Raw genomic sequence first — 18,661 nt, 5'->3', positions numbered from 1 at the left:
ACATCCAAGTTTTATAGTGTGTTACCGCACTGCGTAGATACCCCGTAAGGACTGTTCCGGCCCGGTGGGCTGACATTCTGGGTACCGTAATCGGTGCCTAATCCCATCAAGTGTACCAGAGAGGTGTAGCTGGCCTCGGTGCCGCTGGCCTGGCCGCGGATCGTCAGGTTCACATCGAGCCAGTAAACCCGGTCGCGCGGATAGACCAGCGAGACCATGGCGCGGCCGCTGGCGTCGGTCGTCACGCTCGGCGTCACGGTGACCGGAATGCCCGGATCAAGCACGCCATTGCCATTGAAGTCCTCGCCCGGATCGAGGATGCCGTTGTTGTTGACGTCCTCGTTGTTGCAGGCGACGCGCACGATCGGTTCCCACGGGCCGGTCGGCAGGGTGTAGGCCTGATAGCCCTTGAAGTACTGCACCGGCAGCACCGACGCGGTCAGCTTGATGCCCGATACGGCGTTGCCGGCGGCGTCGGTGACGATCACCGCGTAATCCATCTGGTAGGTGGCGCTGCTGGGCGTGCCGACCGTGTTGCCGGTGCCGGCGCTGATGAACAGCGATTTGGCGCCCACCGTCAGCTTGGCGATGGCGGTCGGGCCGGAGCCGCCGATCAGCTTGGCCTGGATCTGCACGCCATCGGTGGCGGTGGCGGCGGTACCGGCGATGAAGCTGGTGGTGGCCACGCCATCCGAGCCGGTGGTCACCACCGCCGGCTGGGTCAGGGTGCCGCCGCTCGGGTCGCTGATGATGGAGAAGGCCACGGTGGCGTTCTTGACCAGGTTGTTCTGCGCCGTGCCGTCGCGCACGATGGCGCGCAGCGTGGCCTGCTGGCTGCTGCTGCCGGGCGTGTTGACGCCCACCACCGCCGGGTCGGCCTGCACGGTGATGGTGGTCAGGTTGGTCACCGGCGCCACGAATTCCAGATCGGTCTGGGTGGTCTGGCCGCCGGCATTGGCGGTCAGGGTGGCCACGCCGGGGCTGGTGGCATTGACGTAAGCGGTGGCGGCGCCGCCCGACAGCGTCAGCGCGCTGGCCAGCGCGGTGGTGCAGGACGCATTGCTGTAGACCGTGCCGCGCGAGCTGCTGATGGTGACGCTGGTGCCCGGCGCGTTGGTGACCGCCACCTGCTGGCAGCCGCCGATAGGCGCCGTGGTTTCCACATTGCCGCCGCCGTCCAGCACGCGGATGGCGAAGGTGGACGAGTTGATGGCGATGCCGACAGAGGCGATCTCGCCCATGGATTTCACGGTGATGACATCGGCCGTGCCGCCGCTGGCGGCATAGGTCAGCACCAGCTGGCCGCCGGCGTTGGTGACGGCCGCGCCGCCGCCCTTGACGGTCAGCGAATTGGCGTTGGAGCCGAACGTCACCGGCTTGCCGACCAGCGCATTGCCGGCCGAATCGACCAGCTTGACGGTGACGTCGGCGCTGGCGCCGGCGTTGATGGTCGGCGCCGCGTTGATGGTCAGCTTGTTGCCGCTGACATTGACGATGGTGGTCACCGGCGCCGCGCCCGGCACGGTGGCGGTGACCTTGATGGCGCGCGAGGTCGGATCGCCACCGGTGCCCAGTTTCTCGGTGACGATGCCCTGGGCGTTGGTGGTGCGGTTGGTCAGGGTCAGGCTGCCGGAATCGGTCTTCAGGTCCACCACCACGCCCGGCATCACGGTGTTGTTGGCGTCGCGCACCAGCGCGGTGAGGGTGACTTCATTGCCGGCCGTGCCGGCCGAGGCCAGCGTGCCGGAGTCGGTGGTCAGCGACAGCGTCGGCACGGCGGTCACCACCTGGATCTGGATCGGCGCCGAGGTGGCGTTGCCGGCCTTGGCGGTGATGGTGATGGTGCGCGGGGTGCTGTCGCCCTTGACGCTGAGCTTTTCCACCACCTGGCCGGCAGTGTCGGTCACGCGGTTGACGCTGCTGACGGTGCCCGAGCTGGCGGTGAACGACACGGTCTCGCCGGCCAGCGCGTTGCCGCCGGCGTCCTTGACGATGGCGGTCAGCGTCACCTCGGTGCCATCCAGGCCGGACGAGGCGATGGTGGGGGCGGACGCGGTCAGCGTCACGCTGGCCGCCTTGGATGGCGTGACGCCGGAACCGTTGGTGCCGGGCGAACCGCCGCCGCCGCCGCACGCGGATAGCAAGCCGGCACAGGTCAGCGCAGTCAGCCATGCAGTGAATTTTTTCATGAAACGCATCCCATTCAAGTGAATCAAAATCAGCGCGCCGAGGACAGGCGGTCGGCCACAATCTTCGGCGTAATGAAGACCAGCAGTTCCGTCTTGTCATTGGTGCGGGTATTGCTGCGGAACAGATAGCCCAGCACCGGCACATCGCCCAGCAGCGGCACCTTGTCGGTGGTGCTGCGCTCGGTCTGCTGGTAGATGCCGCCCAACACCACGGTGCCGCCGTTGTCGACCATGACCTGGGTCTTGACGTGCTTGGTGTCGATGGCAAAGCCGGAGCGGGTTTCCTGGCCCACGCTGTCCTTGTTGACGTCGACGTCGATGACGACGTTGCCGTCCGGCGTGATCTGCGGCGTCACTTCCAGCCGCAGGTTGGCCTTGCGGAACTGGATCGAGGTGGCGCCGCTGCTGGTGGCCACCTGGTACGGCAGTTCGATGCCCTGCTCGATCAGCGCCACCGCCTTGTCGGCGGTGATCACGCGCGGGCTGGAGATGATTTTGCCGGTGCCGTCCTCCTCCAGCGCCGACAGTTCCAGGTTGAGGAAGCGGTTGGCGGCCGAGGAGAACAGGCTGATCGCCAAGTTGCCGGCCTGGGTGCCGTTGATGTTGGCGGCCGGCAGGTTGACGAACTGGGTGTTGTTGTAGGTGGAGTCGGTCAGCTTGACCTGGCCGGTCACCTCGCCGATGCCGGTCATGTTGCCGGCGATGCCGATGCGGGTGTTGCCGTTGCCGATCTGGTAGCCGGCGTCGCCGCCGCGGATGGTGCGCAGGTCGGTGAAGCCCAGCTTGGCGCCGAGGTTGCGGGTGAAGGTGTCGCTGGCCTCGACGATGCGGGCCTCGATCAGCACCTGCTTGGTGGCGACGTCGGTCTTGGCGATCAGGCGGCGCACGTCTTCCAGCTTGGAGGCGATGTCGGTGACGAACAGCTGGTTGGTGCGCGGCTCGATGATGGCGCTGCCGCGCTTGGACAGGATGCGGCTCTTGGCGTCGCCGCCCTCCAGCCCGAACACGGTCTTGAACGCTTCGGCCTTCTGGTAGTTGAGCTGGAAGATTTCCGACTTCAGCGGCTCCAGCTCGGCGATCTGGGCTTTCTGCTCCAGCTCCAGCTTTTCCTTGGTCAGCAATTCTTCCTTGGGCGCGATCCAGATCACCGAGCCGTTCTTGCGCATGTCCAGGCCCTTGGCCTGCAGGATCACGTCCAGCGCCTGATCCCACGGCACCTCCTTGAGGCGCAGGGTCAGGTTGCCGCTGACGCTGTCGCTGGTGATGATGTTGAGGCCGGAGATATCGGCGATCGCCTGCAAGGCCGCGCGCACTTCCACGTTCTGGAAATTGAAGGACAGCTTCTCGCCGCGATAGCCCTGCGAGCCCTGGGTCAGCTTGTTCGGGTCTTCCTTGATCGGCTTGACGTCCACCACCAGCTGGGTGTCGCTCTGGTACACGGTCTGTTCCCACAGGCCGCGCGCCTCGATGATCATGCGCGTGTTCTCGCCCTGCGGCACGGTGGTGACCTGCGACACCGGGGTGCCGAAGTCGCCGACGTCGAGCCGACGGCGCAGGTTTTCCGGCACGCCGGTCTTGAGGAAGTCGACCATCACGCCGGTTGGCGTCTGGCGCACATCGACCGCCACCGAGTTGTTGGGCAGGTCGACCACCACCCGGCCCTCGCCGTTGGCGCCGCGGCGGAAATCGAGATCGCGCAGCACTTGCCTGCTGGCCGGCGCGGCGGCCGGCCTGGCCACCGGCAGGCCGGCGGCGTCCACCGCCGTGGCGACGCCGCCGGAACCGTCGATGGTCAGGATCACCGATTTGCCGTCGATGGCGGTGGCGTAGTTGAGCGTGCGCTTGAGGTTGAACACCAGGCGCGAACGCTCGCCGGCCTGCACCACGTTGACGCCGCGCAGATCGCCCTGATTCAGCTCCAGCACGGCCTTGCCGGTGGCGTTGACGGTGGCGCCGAAATCCAGCGCGATGCGCGGCGGATTGGTGATGGCGAAATTGATCGGCAACTTGTCCGGCGCGTTTTTCAGCGCGATCTTGACGATGAGATTGGCGCCCTGCTGGTTGGCGCTGATCGATTCGATGGCGTTGGCGGCCGATGCGCCAGCGGCGCCAGCGGCCGGCTCGGCGGTCTGCGCCTGGGCGCCGCAGGCGAAGTGCAAGGCCAGCGCCCAGGTGGCGGCGGCCAAGGCGCGCCGGGCCGTGTGATGAGCGGTCATTTGCTAGTCTCCTTGCTTTCCTGCAATTCCAACTTGGACATGCGTTCGACCCAGTCGCCGGTGGCGTCCTGGACGATTTCCTTGAGGTTGACGTTGTTCTCGTCAATGCTGGTGATGCGGCCATAGTTCTGGCCCAGATGCTGGCCCACCACCACCTGGTGCACGGTGCGGTCGACCTGCAGCACGGCGTAGATCACGCCTTTTTTCTCGATGGTGCCGACCATCTTGATGGTGTCGAGCGGGAAGGTCTCCAGGAACTCCTTGCGGCGCGCGGTGTCCGGCCGCAAGCCGTTGGCGCCGCCGGCGGCCGTCATCTTGGCCAGCTCGGCCAGCAGCTTGTTGGGGTTGAACGGGTCCTGCTCGTCCTTGCGCGCGTAGGCGAAGGGAATGAAGGTTTTCGGCTCGGCCAGCGGCGGCACCTTGACCTTGGTTTGCGCATCCACCTCCTTCATCCAGGTGCGCACTTCCTGCACGTCGCTGTCGCCGCAGCCGGCCAGCAGCAGCGCCATCAGGGTGGGGAGCATCAGCGTCTTCATGATTTTTTCGCCGCCTTTTTCTTGTCGGCGGCGGCCTTGCGCTGCGCGGCCACTTCTTCCGGATCGAGATAGCGGAAGGTCTTGGCCACCGCTTCCAGTTGCAGCGTGCCGTCCTTGCCGGTGCTCAGCGCCAGGTTGTTGAGCGTGACGATGCGCGGCAGGTTGGCGATGTCGCCGGTGAAGGCGCCGATGTCGTGGTAGCTGCCGGTGATCTTGATGTCGATCGGCAGCTCGGCGTAGTAATCCTTGACCACCACCTGCTGCGGCTTGAACAGCTCGAATTGCAGGCCGCGGCCGGCGCCGGCCTGGTTGATGTCGGTCAGCAGCGCGGCCATCTCGGCTTTGCTGGGCAGCTGTTTCTGCAAGCGGTCCACGTACTGGTCGACCTGGGCCTTCTGCGCGCGCAGCGCATCGAGATTGATGGCTTGCGCGGTCTTGATCTTGTACTCCTCGCGCAGCTTGGTTTCAACTTGCGCGCCGGCCTCCTGCTCCTCGAACTGCGAACTCCAGTAGCCGAAATAGCCGGCCACGCACACCGCCGCCGTGACGCCGACCGCGCACAGCACGCGCGGCGCCAGCGGCCACTGGCCCGGATGGCGGCCGTTGAGGTCGCGGAACTGGTCGGTGAACTGCGCGAACAGCAGGTTGAGGTTGAGGTTAGCCTTGGCCATGGTCGACGCTCCTAAGCATGCGCCGGCGGCAGGCCGGTGGCTGGCGTGGCGGGTAGCGTGCCCGGCGCGGCGGGCGTCTTGCCCTTGGCGCCGTCTTCCGGCTTGTCCTTGTCGCGCGGCCGCTTGATCAGGACGTTGAGGTTGAACTCCACCACCTTGCGCGCGCTCTTGCCCTGTCCCAGGCCGGTGGATTTCACCTCGATCAGGTCGGGCTTCTCCAGCCAAGGCGAGACGCCGGCCAGGTTGCGCAGGAACTCCGACACCCGCTCCTGCGATTGCGCGTAGCCGTTGATCGCCACCTTCTGCCCGTCCTGCTTGAAGCCCTTGAGGTAAACGCCGGCCGGGGTTTGCTTGACCAGTTCATCCAGTAGATACACCGGCTGGTTGCGGTCGCCCTGCAAATCCTCCACCGCCTGCTGACGCGCCTTCAGCGCTTCGATTTCCTGTTTCAGCGTGGCGATCTCGGCGATCTTTTTATCGAGGCCGACGATGGCCGTCTTCAACACCTGATTGCGCTGCTCCTGGATCGAGATGGCGCGCGCGTTGTAGCCGCCGACCAGCAGCACGATGCCCACGCCCACCACGCCGCCCAGCGCCAGCATGGCGAAGAAGGCGGCCTTCTTCTGCTTGCGCTTTTCCTCGCGGTGGGGCAGCAGGTTTATGCGTATCATCAGCCGAACCTCCGCAGGGCCAGGCCGCAGGCGACCAGATAGGCGGGCGCGTCCAGCCGCAATTGCGACTCGCGCACCGACGGACCGATCTGCATGCCCTTGAACGGCGAGATCACGGCGCTGGAAATGCGGGTGCGGCTGGCCACCAGTTCCAGCAAGCCGGGAATCAGGGCGCAGCCGCCGGCCAGGAACAGCTGGTCGACGCGGGTGTAGGGCGTGGAGGTGTAGAAGAACTGGATGGCGCGCGTGACTTCCAGCGCGGCGCTTTCGAGGAAAGGCGTCAGCAGTTCGGCCTGGTAGTTGTCGGGCAGGTCGCCGGTTTTCTTGCGCGCCTCGGCTTCGTCGAAGGACAGGCCGTAGCTGCGCACGATGTCCTGCGTCAGCGTGTTGCCGCCGAAAGGCTGCTCGCGTTCGTAGACGGTGACGCCGTCCAGCATCACCGAGATGTGCGTGACCTGGGCGCCGATCTGGAACAGCGCGATGACCTGCCCGGCGCCGGCTTCCGGCAGTTGCGCGGTGACGCGGTCCAGCGCGGCGCGGGCGGCGTAGGACTCGATATCCATCACGGTGGCCTTGAGGCCGGACGCTTCGGCGATGGCCACGCGGTCCTCGACCTTCTCGCGGCGCGAGGCGGCCAGCATGACTTCGATATCGTCGGCCGAATTGGCGGCCGGGCCGATCACGTCGAAATCGAGGCTGACCTCATCGAGGGCAAACGGAATGTACTGGCTGGCTTCGGATTCGACCTGCACTTCCAGCTGGTCTTCCTGCAGCCCGGCCGGCAGGATGATCTTCTTTGTGATGACCGAGGCCGGCGGCATGCCCAGCGCGACGTGTTTGGCGCGCGTGCCGCTTTTCTTCCAGACCCGGCGCACGGCTTCCACCACCTGTTCCAGATTCTCGATATTGCCGTCGGTGACGGCGTTGCGCGGCAGCGGCTCGGCGGCATAGCGCTCCAGCCGAATCTCGCCCTTGGCGCCCTGCGCCAGTTCCACCAGCCGCACGCTGGAGGTGGAGATATCGATACCCACCAGCGGCGGGTTGCCCTGGCCCAGCAGGGCCTTCAGATCGATCATACGAGTCCTCCGGCGCCATGGCTGGCGCCCGTCGTGCAGTACATCCGAACCCGCTGTCGAACTGTTTGCATAAAAGGAAACTCGTTTTAAAACCTGCGGTTAGAAGGTCTATATCAGCCTGTACATTAAAACGACCCTATTTAAGTGTAAAGGTATTTCTACTGTGCACAATTGCCTTGGTGTGAGGGTTTCACCACACTTATTTTCGCCTTCGTGACCAACAAAACAACTGAGTTGCTTTGTTGCTCACGCGGAAATATTCTGTCCCTCGCTTATAATGGCTTGCACAGATAAACCGAGGGATCGCAACGCATGGCTTCTTCCAACACCACACCTCCACCATCGACTCCGCCTGAGAAAAAACCGGCGGGCAAAGGCTCCCGCTTCCTGTGGATGGCCGGCCTGTCCATTGCCGGGCTGGGACTGACCGGCGTGCTGCTGGTGGTATTCGGCCTGGCCATGGCCTACCCCAACCTGCCCGAGCTCGACACCCTGACCGACTACCGCCCCAAGATGCCGCTGCGGATCTTCTCCGCCGATAACGTGCTGATCGGCGAGTTCGGCGAGGAGCGCCGCAACCTGGTGCGCATCAAGGACATCCCGGACGTCATGAAGAAGGCGGTGCTGGCGATCGAGGACGACCGCTTCTACGAGCACGGCGGCGTCGACTACACCGGCATCCTGCGCGCGGCCGTGCACAACGCCGTGGGCGGCGGCGGCCGCCAGGGCGCCTCCACCATCACCCAGCAGGTGGCGCGCAACTTCTTCCTGTCCAGCGAACAGACCATCAAGCGCAAGGTCTACGAGATGCTGCTGGCATGGAAGATCGAAAAGAACCTGAGCAAGGATCAGATTCTTGAGGTCTACATGAACCAGATTTATCTGGGCCAGCGCGCTTATGGTTTCTCGTCCGCCGCACAAATCTATTTCGGCAAGAATCTGCGCGACATTAGCATCGCCGAGGCGGCCATGCTGGCCGGCCTGCCGAAAGCGCCGTCGGCCTACAACCCGGTGGTGAATCCAAAGCGCGCGCGCACCCGCCAGCAGTACATCCTGCAACGCATGCACGAGCTGCGCTACATCAGCGACAAGCAGTACGAAACCGCCAAGGCGGAAGAGCTGAAGGTGAAGACCGACAGCAGCGAGTTCGGCGTGCACGCCGAGTACGTGGCCGAGCTGGCGCGCCAGCTGGTGTACGAGCAGTTCAAGGAAGACACTTACACCCGCGGCCTGAACGTGTTCACCACCATCACCAAGGCCGATCAGGACGCCGCCTACCTGGCGCTGCGCAAGGGCGTGATGGATTACGAGCGCCGCCATGCCTATCGCGGCCCGGAAGCCTATATCGACATCCCGGCCAACAAGGAAGACGCCGACGACGCCATCGAGACCGTGCTGGCCGAGCATCCGGACAACGACGACATCATCGCCGCCGTGGTGCTGCAAGCCACGCCGCAGCTGATCACCGCCGTCACCGCTTCCGGCGAAGAGATCAAGATTTCCGGCGCCGGCCTGGAGATGGGCCGCTCGTGGCTGTCGGACAAGAACCCGCCGAACAAGCGCATCCGCCGTGGCGCCGTGATCCGCGTGCTGCAAGAGGGCAAGGACTGGGAAGTGGCGCAGATGCCGGAAATCGAATCGGCCTTCGTGGCGGCCAGCACCACCGACGGCGCGATCAAGGCCATGGTGGGCGGCTTCGACTACAACCGCAACAAGTTCAACCACGTGACCCAGGCCTGGCGCCAGCCGGGCTCGTCGTTCAAGCCATTCATCTATTCGGCCTCGCTGGAGCGCGGCCTGTCGCCGGCCACCGTCATCAACGACGCGCCGATCTCGTTCGACGCCGGCCAGACCGGCGGCCAGGCGTGGGAGCCGAAGAACTACGACGGCAAGTACGACGGCCCGATGACCATGCGCAAGGGCCTGACCAAGTCCAAGAACATGATCTCGATCCGCATCCTGCACCGCATCGGCGCCAAGTACGGCCAGGAATACGCCACCCGCTTCGGCTTTGACGCCGACAAGAACCCGCCTTACCTGACGCTGGCACTGGGCGCGGGCAATGTCACACCGCTGCAAATGGCCGGCGCCTACGCGGTGTTTGCCAACGGCGGCTACAAGGTCAGCCCTTACCTGATTTCCAAGGTGACCGATGCCGACGGCAAGATCCTGTCGCAGGCGCATCCGGACGTGGCGGGCGACGAGAAGAACCGCGTGATCGACGAGCGCAATGCCTTCCTGATGGACTCCATGATGAAAGACGTGGTGCGCTACGGGACGGCCACCAAGGCGCTGGTGCTCAAGCGTCCTGACATCGCGGGCAAGACCGGCACCACCAACGACTCCATCGACGCCTGGTTTGCCGGCTACCAAGCCAAGCTGGTGGGGATCGCCTGGATCGGCTACGACCAGCCGAAGAACCTGGGCAACCGCGAAACCGGCGGCGGCCTGGCGCTGCCGATCTGGATCGGCTACATGCAGAAGGCGCTCAAGAATATCCCGATCGAGGAACGCGCGGTGCCGGAAGGCGTGATGCTGGTGGGGGATGAGTACTACTATTCGGAAAACCCGCCGGGCGCCGGCGTGAACAATCTTGACGCCCCGGGCCACGGCACCCCGGCCGAGGAAAAGGCCAAGGACGCCGTGAAGAACGAGCTGTTCTAAGGCTTAAGGCGTGAGCACCACCGGCGCGCCGCCCTGGGCCGAGACCATCTCGGACAGGGAGGCGTACAGTTCGGTGTTGTCGCGGCCGTTGATCCACCGGCCGTCGACCTGCTTGTAGTGGTAGCCGCCCGAGCGGGAGGCTACCCACAGTTCCTTCATCGCCGCCTGGCTGTTGACGATGATCTTGCTGCCGTTGTCGAGAAACTCGATTTCCAGCACATTGCCGCTGCGGCTGCACTCGACGTCGACCACGTCTTCATCGTTCAAACGGTCCAGCGCCGCCTCGATGGCGTCGAGAGCGGCTTCCGCCTGCGCCAGGAATTCTGATTCGCCCATGCTACACTCCAGTATCTGATCTCAAATAAACCGTGATTTTATCGTGAAGTCCTCTCTCCGTTTGATTATCCTGAGCGTATTGCTGAGCGGCTGCGGCCAACCCGGCCCCCTGTACCTGCCCAAGCCCCCAGCGGCCAAGCCTGCCAAGAGCGGCCAAGCCCCTGCACCGACTTCTGAACCCGCCGCCCCTCAACAATAATTATCTATGTCTCAATTTACGTATAAAGACGGCGTGCTGCACGCCGAAGGCGCCTCGCTGAGCGCCATCGCCGAACAGTTCGGCACCCCGACCTACGTCTATTCCAAGGCCGCCCTGCTTGCCAACTTCGCCTCCTACGCCGACGCCTGCCAGGGCCGCGACGCGCTGGTGTGCTACGCCATGAAGGCCAACTCGAATCTGGCGATCCTGGATCTGCTGGCGCGCCAGGGCGCGGGCTTCGACATCGTCTCCGGCGGCGAACTGCTGCGCGTGCTGGCGGCCGGCGGCGATCCGCGCAAGGTGATCTTCTCGGGCGTCGGCAAGAGCGTGGAAGAAATGCGCCTGGCGCTGTCGCACGACATCCTGTGCTTCAACGTCGAATCGATTCCAGAATTGCACCGCCTGAACGAGGTGGCCGGCGCCATGGGCAAGAAAGCGCGCATCTCGCTGCGCGTGAACCCGAACGTGGACCCGAAGACCCACCCGTACATCGCCACCGGCCTGAAGGCCAGCAAGTTCGGCGTGGCGTTTGACGACGCGCTGGAGACCTACCGCGCCGCCGCCGCCCTGCCGAACCTGGAGGTGTCGGGCATCGACTGCCACATCGGCTCGCAGCTGCTGGACGACACGCCGCTGCTGGAAGCGCTGGACCGCCTGATCGAGCTGATCGACCAGCTGGGCGCGGAAGGCATCGAGCTGCACCACCTGGACATCGGCGGCGGCATCGGCATCGACTACCGTGAAGCGGGCGAGTCGGCGCCGGTGCCGGTGGGCGACTACCTGGGCCGCCTGTTCGCCAAGGTCGACGCCTGGCGCGCGGCGCGCCACAACGGCAAGCCGATCAAGGTGATCTTCGAGCCGGGCCGCTCCATCGTGGGCGACACCGGCGTGCTGCTGACCAAGGTGGAATTCATCAAGCACGGCGAAGAGAAAAACTTCTGCATCGTCGACGCGGCCATGAACGACATGGCGCGTCCGGCGCTGTACCAGGCGTGGATGGACATGCAGCCGGTGGTGCAAGGCAAGGCCGCCGCCGCCGCGTACGACGTGGTGGGACCGATCTGCGAATCGGGCGACTGGCTGGCGCGCGACCGCTCGCTGGCGGTGGAAGCCGGCGACCTGCTGGTGATGCACACGGCCGGCGCCTACGGCATGACCATGGCCTCCAACTACAACACCCGCGGCCGCGCCGCCGAGGTGATCGTCGACGGTGCCGTGCCGCACTTGGTGCGCAAGCGCGAACAGCCGGAAGACCTGTACGCGCTGGAATCGCTCATCAAGTAAACCGCCGGGGTCAGGACTTGGCCCCGGATGTCACCAGCGCGGGTGGTTCCGCCGCGTAGCGCTTCGGCAGCAGGGGATTGGCCAGCGCGAAGCAGCGCATCGCGCTGGATTTAAGTTGCTTGATTTCTTTCTGGAAGTGGCGGGCGGTCAGTTCGTCCAGCGAACCGTCGCGCTTGGCCGTCGCCAATCCCTTTTCCATCCGCTCGGCCAGCAGGGGCGCATTGGGGCTGACGTAGAACATGCTCGGCAACGGGTAGTACAGCACCAGGTCGGGCACCGTGGTGAGCTGCCGGGTCAGCGGCGTATCCTGCGCCAGCACCGAGCCGGCCTCCGTCACGCTGAGCGGCAGGTAATCGAAACGCTTGTTGACCAGCATTTCCACCAGCGTCGCCAGATTGCCGCTATCCTCCACTTTGTAACCGTTGTGGCGCAACACCTTCACGTCCACCCAGCCACGCCCCATGCCGGCCACCAACTGCTTGAGTCGCGCGGCGTCGGTGATCCGCGCGAAGTCCACGACCTCACTCTTGCGTACCAGCAGCGTGCGGTAACCAAGCAAACCCGCCATGACCGGGGTGTCGACCATGAAGTTGCGCTCCTCCGGCGCGCCTTCGTCCATGTCGCGCCACGGGCCGACATAGATATTCAAGCGCTGGCCGGTATGGATCTCGCGCCGCACGCGCGAGGTGCTCATGTTATCCAGCAGGCGGTCCACCGTGTACCCGCCGTAACTGGCGGCGGTCTTGTCGAGCGCGAGCTTCAGCGCGGCGATCAGGTAATCGTCACGCTTGGGCGTGCGGCCCGAGTCCCAATAGCGGTAGGCCATGACCTCGCCCGCCGCCCGCGTATCCGGTACGCCAAGCGCCAAGGACATGAGCGCCAGCAGCGCGCTGCGGCGTGACGGGTGGATCAGCTTGACGGGAGGCTGCATGCATGCAGTCTATGCCATGCCGCCCTGCTCAGCAAGCGTGCCGGCGCCGGATGATCAGGGCTTCGCCAGCGCTGGCGGTTCCGCCGCATAGGCTTTCGGCAGCGCGGGATTGGACAACACGAAGCAGCGGACATTGCGGGATTGGAGTTGCTTGATTTCTTTCTGGAAATGGCGGGCGGTCAGCGCATCGAGCGAGCCGTCGCGCTTGGCTGTTGCCAGGCCGGCTTCCAGCCGCTCGGCCAGTTTCGGTTCGGCCGCGCTGACGTAGAACATGGCCGGCAAGGGGTAGTACAACACCAGCTCGGGCACGATGGCCAGATCGGCGGTCAGCAGCGACGGGGCTTCCACCACGCTGGTCGGCAGATAATCGAAACGCTTGTTGAGCAGCATCTCCACCAGCGTGGCCACGTTGCCGCTGTCCTCCACCTTGTAGCCGTTGTGACGCAGCACCTGGGTATCCACCCAGCCCCGCCCCTGCCCCGCCGACAGTTTTTTAAGCTGCGCCTCGTCGTTGATGGCCCCGAACTTCGGCAAGTCTTCCTTGCGCACGACGAGCGCGCGGTAGCCAAGCAGGCCGGACAGGATAGGCGTGCCGATCATGAAATTGCGTTCCTGCGCATCGCCGGCGGCGACGTCGCGCCACGGACCGACATGGACGTTGAGCCGATGGCCCATGTAGACTTCGCGCCGCACACGCATGGTGCTCATGCTGTCCAGCACGCGCTCCACCGCAAAGGCGCCATAGGATGGTTTGGTCTTTTCCAGCGCCAGCGTCAGCGCGGCGACCTGGTAGTCGTCGCGCCGGGGCGTGCGGCCCCAGTCCCAGTAACGATAGGTCATGGTCCCGGTGGTGGCATGGGCGTCCCGCGCGCCCAGCGAGGCCAAGGCCAGCAGCGTGCGCCGGCGCAGCAAGTTAATCTTAATATCAGACAGCATGAATGCAGTTTAACATTCCAGGCTCTGCCGTCCTATTTCTTCAGCCACCAGTAGACACGCGCCAACAACAAGCTGCCGAGAATGCCGCCGAACAGGATGGGCTGGGCGAAGTTGTGCTTGCCCGCCTTCATCCACCAGAAGTGCAGGATGGCCAATGGCGCGATCACGTACACCAGGCGGTGCAGCCACTGCCATTGCTTGCCGCCCAGGCGCTTGATCATGCCGTTGGTGCTGGTCACGGCCAGCGGTATCAGCAGCACAAAGGCGATGAAGCCCACCGTGATGAACGGCCGCTTGAGCACGTCTTTCCACATTTCCCGGAAGTCGAAGAAGTGATCGAACCACAGGAAGGTCATGAAGTGCAGGAAGCCGTAGAAGAACACGTACAGGCCCAGCATGCGGCGCAGCCTGACCAGCCAGTTCCAGCCGCTCAGTCTGCGCAGTGGCGTGACCGCCAGCACCATGCTCAGGAAGTACAGGGTCCAGTCGCCGGTGCCGCGCGTGATGAATTCCAGCGGATCGACCAGTTGCCCGGTGACGGTCAGGTAGACCATGCGCGCCAGGGGCAGCAGCGCCAGCGCAAACACCGCGCCCTTGATCCAGCTGACTTGTTTTGTCGTCAGCATCAGTAGAACTTCTTCAGATCCATGCCGGTGTACAGCGAGGCCACGTCGTTATAACCGTTGAACATCAGGGTCTTGCGCTTGCGGGCCAGGAAGCCGTCCTCGCCGATGCGGCGCTCGGAGGCCTGTGACCAGCGCGGGTGGTCGACGTCCGGATTCACATTCGAGTAGAAGCCGTATTCGTTGGGCGCCGACAGGTTCCACGAGGTGCGCGGCTGGTCTTTCACGAAGCGGATCTTGACGATCGACTTGGCCGACTTGAAGCCGTACTTCCACGGCAGCACCATGCGCACCGGCGCGCCGTTCTGGTTGGGCAGCACTTCGCCATACATGCCAAAGGTCAGCAGCGCCAGCGGGTGGTTGGCTTCGTCGATGCGCAAGCCCTCGGTGTACGGCCATTGCAGCACGCGGCTGCCCACGCCCGGCATTTGCTTTTTGTCGGCCAGGGTGGTGAATTCGACGTACTTGGCGTTGCCGGTCGGCTCCACCTTTTTGATGATCTCGGAGAAGGAATAGCCGATCCACGGGATCACCATCGACCAGCCCTCCACGCAGCGCAGGCGGTACACGCGCTCTTCCAGCGGCGCCAGCTTGAGCAGGGCGTCGATGTCCAGCGTCATCGGGTGCTTGACCTCGCCTTCGATGGCGACCGTCCACGGCCGGGTTTTCAGCGTGCCCGCGTACATGGCCGGCTCGCTCTTGTCGGTGCCGAATTCGTAGTAGTTGTTGTAGGTGGTGGCGTCCTTGAACGCGGTCTGCTTGTCCAGCGCCGAGTAAGCCGGATTCAGCTTGGCCGGCAGCTTGGTGCCGGTTTGCGCGAAGGCTTCACGGCTGGCCATCTCCAGCAGCGCCGCACTGCCGACCGCGCCCATGGCGATCTGCTTGATGAAGGTGCGGCGCGATTCGTACAGTTCGCGCGGCGTGATTTCCGAGGAATACGGCAGGTCGATGCCGTTGGGACTGCGCTTAATCAGCATGTCGGCTCCAGAAGATTGGTCTAGGGCTAAACCTTACACCGAATCTCCCGGAACGAATATTAAACTTAAGTTTACAATTTGCCGTAGGAGTGCAAACCGGACAGGAACATGTTGACGCCGAGGAAAGCAAAGGTCGTCACCAGCAGGCCCACCAGCGCCCACCACGCCGCCGGACGGCCACGCAGGCCGTTCATCAAGCGCATGTGCAGCCAGGCCGCGTAATTGAGCCAGACGATCAGCGCCCAGGTCTCTTTCGGGTCCCACGACCAGTAGCCGCCCCACGCCTCCGCCGCCCACAGCGCGCCCAGGATGGTGGCGATGGTGAAGAAGGCGAAGCCGGCCGAGATGGCCTTGTACATCACGTCATCCAGCACTTCCTCCGACGGCAGGCGGTCTTTCAGGTAGCCCGAGGTTTTCAGCAGGTAGGCCGAGGCCACCATGGCCGCCAGCGCGAAATTGCCGTAGCCGATGAAGTTGGCCGGCACGTGGATCTTCATCCACCAGCTTTGCAGCGCCGGCAGCAGCGGCTGGATGTCGGCGGCGTTGCGCGAGGTGGTGTACCACATCAGGAAGCCGATGGCGGCGCTGATCACCAGCAGCACGAACGGGCCCATCTGGCGGGTGCCGTAGCGCTGCTCGAAGTACAGGTAGAACATGGCCGTGATCAGCGAGAACAGGATGAAGACTTCGTACAGGTTGGACACAGGGATGTGGCCGACGTCGCTGCCGATCAGGTAGGACTCGAACCAGCGCACCATCATGGCGGTCCAGCCCAGTACCACGGCGGCCCAGCACAGCTTGGAGCCGATGCTCGATGCCGACGGCGAACGGCCGGCAAAGCCGATCCAGTAGAACACGGTGGAGATGGTGAACATCACGCTCATCCACAGCACCGCCGACTGGCTGGACAGCATCATGCGCAGCCAGAATTTCTTGCTGCCGTTGTCGAGCTGGCCGGCGTACATGAAGATGGCCCACAGCGACAGCAGCGCCACCAGCGGCATCAGCCAGCGCACCGGCTTCCAGTGCCAGCCGAGCGCGGCAAAGGTCGGCACGGCGGCCAGCAGGATGGCTTGCTCGTACACGTCCATGAAGTGGCCGTAGCGGTTCAGGGCGAACACGGCGCCGGCCAGCAGCGCCAGCGCAAACAGCCAGTCGATCGCGGTCAGGCGCTTGAAGTAGCCTGGCGCCTGTTGGTAGGTTTGCTGGGATTGCGTCAGTTCCATTTCATTCTCCGGCTTAGGCTGCTTGTGGCAGCTTTTGCTTCAGTGTTTCAAATTCGCGTTCAAAGTCCAGTGTCTTGCGCTGGGTGCTCATGGCCATCAGGGCCTCGGCGCCGCCGGCATCGTCCTTGATCCAGATCCACAGGCGGCGCTCGCGGATGTAGAACATGGCAAACACGCCCAGTACCAGGAACAGGCAACCAAGATACACCACATTCTTGCCCGGCGAGCGCGTGACCTGGAATACCGAGGCCTGCACGTGGGTGAAGTCGTCTAGTTGCAGGTAGACCGGGGCGCCGTAGAAGAAGGCGTCCGACAAGGCGTTGGTGGCCAGTTGCAGGAAGCGGGCGTGGGTTTCGTCTTCCGTCACCGGTTCCAGGCCGTCCTTGGCGCGCGCGGCCTGCCACAGGTCCCACAGGCTGCCGTTGAGGATCTTCAACACCACGTCGGCGGCTTTTTTCTGCTCGGCTTCCGGAATTTTTTCCAGGAACTGCGACATGGCCATGAAGCCGCCGGCTTTCTGATCACCGGCGAAAATGCCCAGGCTCTTTTCGGCCGAGGCCAGCAGCTGCGCGCGCAGGGCGTCGCCTGCGGCCGATTTCGGCGTGGCGCGTTCGGCGTAGCGCTTGGCGGCGGCGGCGCGCAGTTGCGGGTCTTGCAAGGCGGCGCGCAGACGCATCCATTCGGTCACGCTGTGGCCATCGTCGGCCGGGATGCGCAGGTAGCTGAAATTGTCCGAAGGATTGGCGCGCATGCCGGCCAGGAAGACCGTGGCGCCGTCCACCGTGACCGGCTGCATGTAGTTCTGGTATTCGCGCGCCTGGCCGGTCTTGTCGCGCAGCTTGTAGCTGACGCTGGGGCCGACGTTCTTCAGGTTTTTGTTGTTGGCGTTCTTGCCGGCCGAGCCCATGTGCTCGCCCAGCTCTTCCTGCAAGCTCTTGCCTTTCTTGACCGCGCGCGGGTCGTCGGTCGGGCCGACGTTTTCCACGTTGAAGGGACGGAAGCCCGACCATTCGACGGTGTAGGCATCGCCCAGCGGGGTGGTCCCGCCAACTTCGCCGGCGATGTCGAAGCGCTTGCTGTCCGGGCCGGCCATCGGGAAGCCGGTGAGCTTGAGCTTGCTGCCGCCATCGTCAAAGCTGGACTGGTAGATGGCCACGCCTTTGAAGATCAGCGGCTTGTTGACCTCGATGGTGGCCTTGACGGTTTCGCCGGTCTGGTTGTCGCGCACTTCCACATCGCTGGCAAACAGCTTGGGCATGCCGGTGCTGTAGAAGTCGATGGTGAATTTTTTCAGGTTGATGGTGAACGGCAGCTCCTGGATCAGCACGCCGTCCGGACGGGTCAGGGTGGCGGTGTTGCTGGTCTGGCCTTCCGGGATGAAGGTGTTGCCGCGGAAGGTGGGATTGCTGGTGCCGAGGCGGTGCTGTGGCGGGATTTGCGAAATCAGGCCGCTGCCGGTGAACGGCGTCTTGCCAAGGAACCATTCCTGCAAACGGATCGGCACGTCCGAATCCAGCAAGCCACCGAGGCAGATCACCACGATGGCCGAGTGCGCAAAGATGTAGCCGAACTTGTTGGCCGCGCCCTGCTTGGCCGCCACCAGCGTGCCGTTATCCTTTTCGACCAGCTTGACCTTGTAGCCGGCATCGGCCAGCCGCGCCGCGCTTTGCTGCGCCAGCGCCGACCTCGTCATCGGCGCGCGCCACTGCATCTTGTGGTGGAAATTGAGCAGCGAGTTCTCGCGCACATTTTCACGCCAGCTGCGCATATCGTTCAGCATCTTGGGGGCATTGCGCACGATGCACAGCGTGGTGGAAATCACCAGCGCGCCCATCAGCAAGAGGAACCACCAGGCGGAATACACGGTGTACAGCCCGATCTTGCGGAACACTTCGAACCAGAAGGGGCCAAATTGGTTGATGTAGTTGTTGGTGGCCTCGCCCTGCTTCATCACCGTGCCGATCACGGCGGCAATGGCGATCATCGCCAGCAAGGCGATGGCGAAACGCATGGAGGAAATCAGTTCAACGATTTCACCAACGACGGGACGACGGGTTTTCAGCTGGATGCCGGTGGTGCTCGGACTGCTCATGCGTGTTCAGATTCTTTAAAAATGGGTAGCCGCA

16 protein-coding genes are annotated in these 18,661 nt (G+C 64.2%); 3 read left to right on the top strand and 13 right to left on the bottom strand.

Translation table 11 applies throughout. From position 1 onward, the window contains the following. Positions 1–11: 11 nt before the first annotated feature. From GM676_RS25940 to GM676_RS25915, 6 genes are read right to left on the bottom strand one after another with little or no spacing between them, the layout of a single operon-like run. Positions 12–2,189: a beta strand repeat-containing protein gene (locus GM676_RS25940; RefSeq protein WP_155467101.1), complete on the bottom strand. Its 2,178-nt coding sequence runs from the start codon at positions 2,187–2,189 to the stop codon at positions 12–14. 29 nt (positions 2,190–2,218) lie between these two features. Next, positions 2,219–4,405 (bottom strand): type IV pilus secretin PilQ, encoded by a 2,187-nt coding sequence (locus tag GM676_RS25935; RefSeq protein ID WP_155467100.1) that lies wholly within the window; start codon positions 4,403–4,405, stop codon positions 2,219–2,221. Continuing rightward, positions 4,402–4,941 (bottom strand): pilus assembly protein PilP, encoded by a 540-nt coding sequence (locus GM676_RS25930; RefSeq protein WP_155467099.1) that lies wholly within the window; start codon positions 4,939–4,941, stop codon positions 4,402–4,404. The genes GM676_RS25935 and GM676_RS25930 overlap by 4 nt, the downstream gene beginning before the upstream one ends. Then, positions 4,938–5,612 (bottom strand): type IV pilus inner membrane component PilO, encoded by a 675-nt coding sequence (locus GM676_RS25925; protein WP_155467098.1) that lies wholly within the window; start codon positions 5,610–5,612, stop codon positions 4,938–4,940. The genes GM676_RS25930 and GM676_RS25925 overlap by 4 nt, the downstream gene beginning before the upstream one ends. A gap of 11 nt (positions 5,613–5,623) precedes the next feature. Continuing rightward, a complete protein-coding gene (locus GM676_RS25920; RefSeq protein ID WP_155467097.1) occupies positions 5,624–6,283 on the bottom strand; it encodes a PilN domain-containing protein in 660 nt (219 codons plus the stop codon). After that, positions 6,283–7,359, bottom strand: coding sequence for a pilus assembly protein PilM (locus GM676_RS25915; RefSeq protein WP_155467096.1), 1,077 nt, complete (start codon positions 7,357–7,359; stop codon positions 6,283–6,285). Before GM676_RS25915 ends, GM676_RS25920 begins: the two co-directional genes overlap by 1 nt. Positions 7,360–7,671: 312 nt before the next feature. On the opposite strand from GM676_RS25915, the gene GM676_RS25910 reads away from it, so the two are divergent. Continuing rightward, the gene (locus GM676_RS25910; RefSeq protein WP_155467095.1) at positions 7,672–10,023 is read left to right on the top strand and encodes a penicillin-binding protein 1A; all 2,352 of its coding nucleotides are present in this window, start codon (positions 7,672–7,674) and stop codon (positions 10,021–10,023) included. A 3-nt stretch (positions 10,024–10,026) separates the two neighbouring features. On the opposite strand, the gene cyaY is transcribed toward GM676_RS25910, so the two are convergent. Then, complete coding sequence (gene cyaY / locus GM676_RS25905; RefSeq protein ID WP_155467094.1) at positions 10,027–10,359, bottom strand: iron donor protein CyaY; 333 nt, start codon at positions 10,357–10,359, stop codon at positions 10,027–10,029. A gap of 43 nt (positions 10,360–10,402) precedes the next feature. On the opposite strand from cyaY, the gene lptM reads away from it, so the two are divergent. Together lptM and lysA are read left to right on the top strand one after the other, a co-directional pair. Beyond that, positions 10,403–10,558: an LPS translocon maturation chaperone LptM gene (gene lptM / locus GM676_RS32415; RefSeq protein ID WP_371866379.1), complete on the top strand. Its 156-nt coding sequence runs from the start codon at positions 10,403–10,405 to the stop codon at positions 10,556–10,558. 6 nt (positions 10,559–10,564) lie between these two features. Then, positions 10,565–11,842: a diaminopimelate decarboxylase gene (lysA, locus tag GM676_RS25900; RefSeq protein ID WP_155467093.1), complete on the top strand. Its 1,278-nt coding sequence runs from the start codon at positions 10,565–10,567 to the stop codon at positions 11,840–11,842. A gap of 10 nt (positions 11,843–11,852) precedes the next feature. Here lysA and GM676_RS25895 read toward each other — a convergent pair whose 3' ends face one another. The 6 genes from GM676_RS25895 to GM676_RS25870 all read right to left on the bottom strand — a co-directional run bounded on the left by GM676_RS25895 (position 11,853) and on the right by GM676_RS25870 (position 18,627). Next, a complete protein-coding gene (locus GM676_RS25895; RefSeq protein WP_155467092.1) occupies positions 11,853–12,773 on the bottom strand; it encodes a transporter substrate-binding domain-containing protein in 921 nt (306 codons plus the stop codon). A 54-nt stretch (positions 12,774–12,827) separates the two neighbouring features. After that, entirely contained in the window at positions 12,828–13,709 is an 882-nt protein-coding gene (locus GM676_RS25890) for a transporter substrate-binding domain-containing protein (RefSeq protein ID WP_155467091.1), read from the bottom strand. A gap of 32 nt (positions 13,710–13,741) precedes the next feature. Further along, positions 13,742–14,335 (bottom strand): protein-methionine-sulfoxide reductase heme-binding subunit MsrQ, encoded by a 594-nt coding sequence (gene msrQ, locus GM676_RS25885; RefSeq protein ID WP_155467090.1) that lies wholly within the window; start codon positions 14,333–14,335, stop codon positions 13,742–13,744. After that, complete coding sequence (msrP, locus tag GM676_RS25880) at positions 14,335–15,309, bottom strand: protein-methionine-sulfoxide reductase catalytic subunit MsrP (RefSeq protein WP_155467089.1); 975 nt, start codon at positions 15,307–15,309, stop codon at positions 14,335–14,337. Before msrP ends, msrQ begins: the two co-directional genes overlap by 1 nt. Positions 15,310–15,380: 71 nt before the next feature. Continuing rightward, positions 15,381–16,535 (bottom strand): c-type cytochrome biogenesis protein CcsB, encoded by a 1,155-nt coding sequence (gene ccsB / locus GM676_RS25875; RefSeq protein WP_155467088.1) that lies wholly within the window; start codon positions 16,533–16,535, stop codon positions 15,381–15,383. A gap of 13 nt (positions 16,536–16,548) precedes the next feature. After that, positions 16,549–18,627 carry a cytochrome c biogenesis protein ResB gene (locus GM676_RS25870; protein WP_155467087.1) on the bottom strand — a complete coding sequence of 693 codons (2,079 nt, stop codon included), beginning with the start codon at positions 18,625–18,627 and terminating at the stop codon, positions 16,549–16,551. Between the last annotated feature and the right edge of the window lie 34 nt (positions 18,628–18,661).

The organism is Duganella radicis (assembly GCF_009720825.1).
In the GTDB taxonomy this organism is placed as follows: Bacteria; Pseudomonadota; Gammaproteobacteria; order Burkholderiales; family Burkholderiaceae_D; genus Rugamonas; species Rugamonas radicis.
The sequence above is the reverse complement of the archived record's forward strand: the minus strand, read 5'-3'. Positions and strand labels throughout refer to the sequence as shown.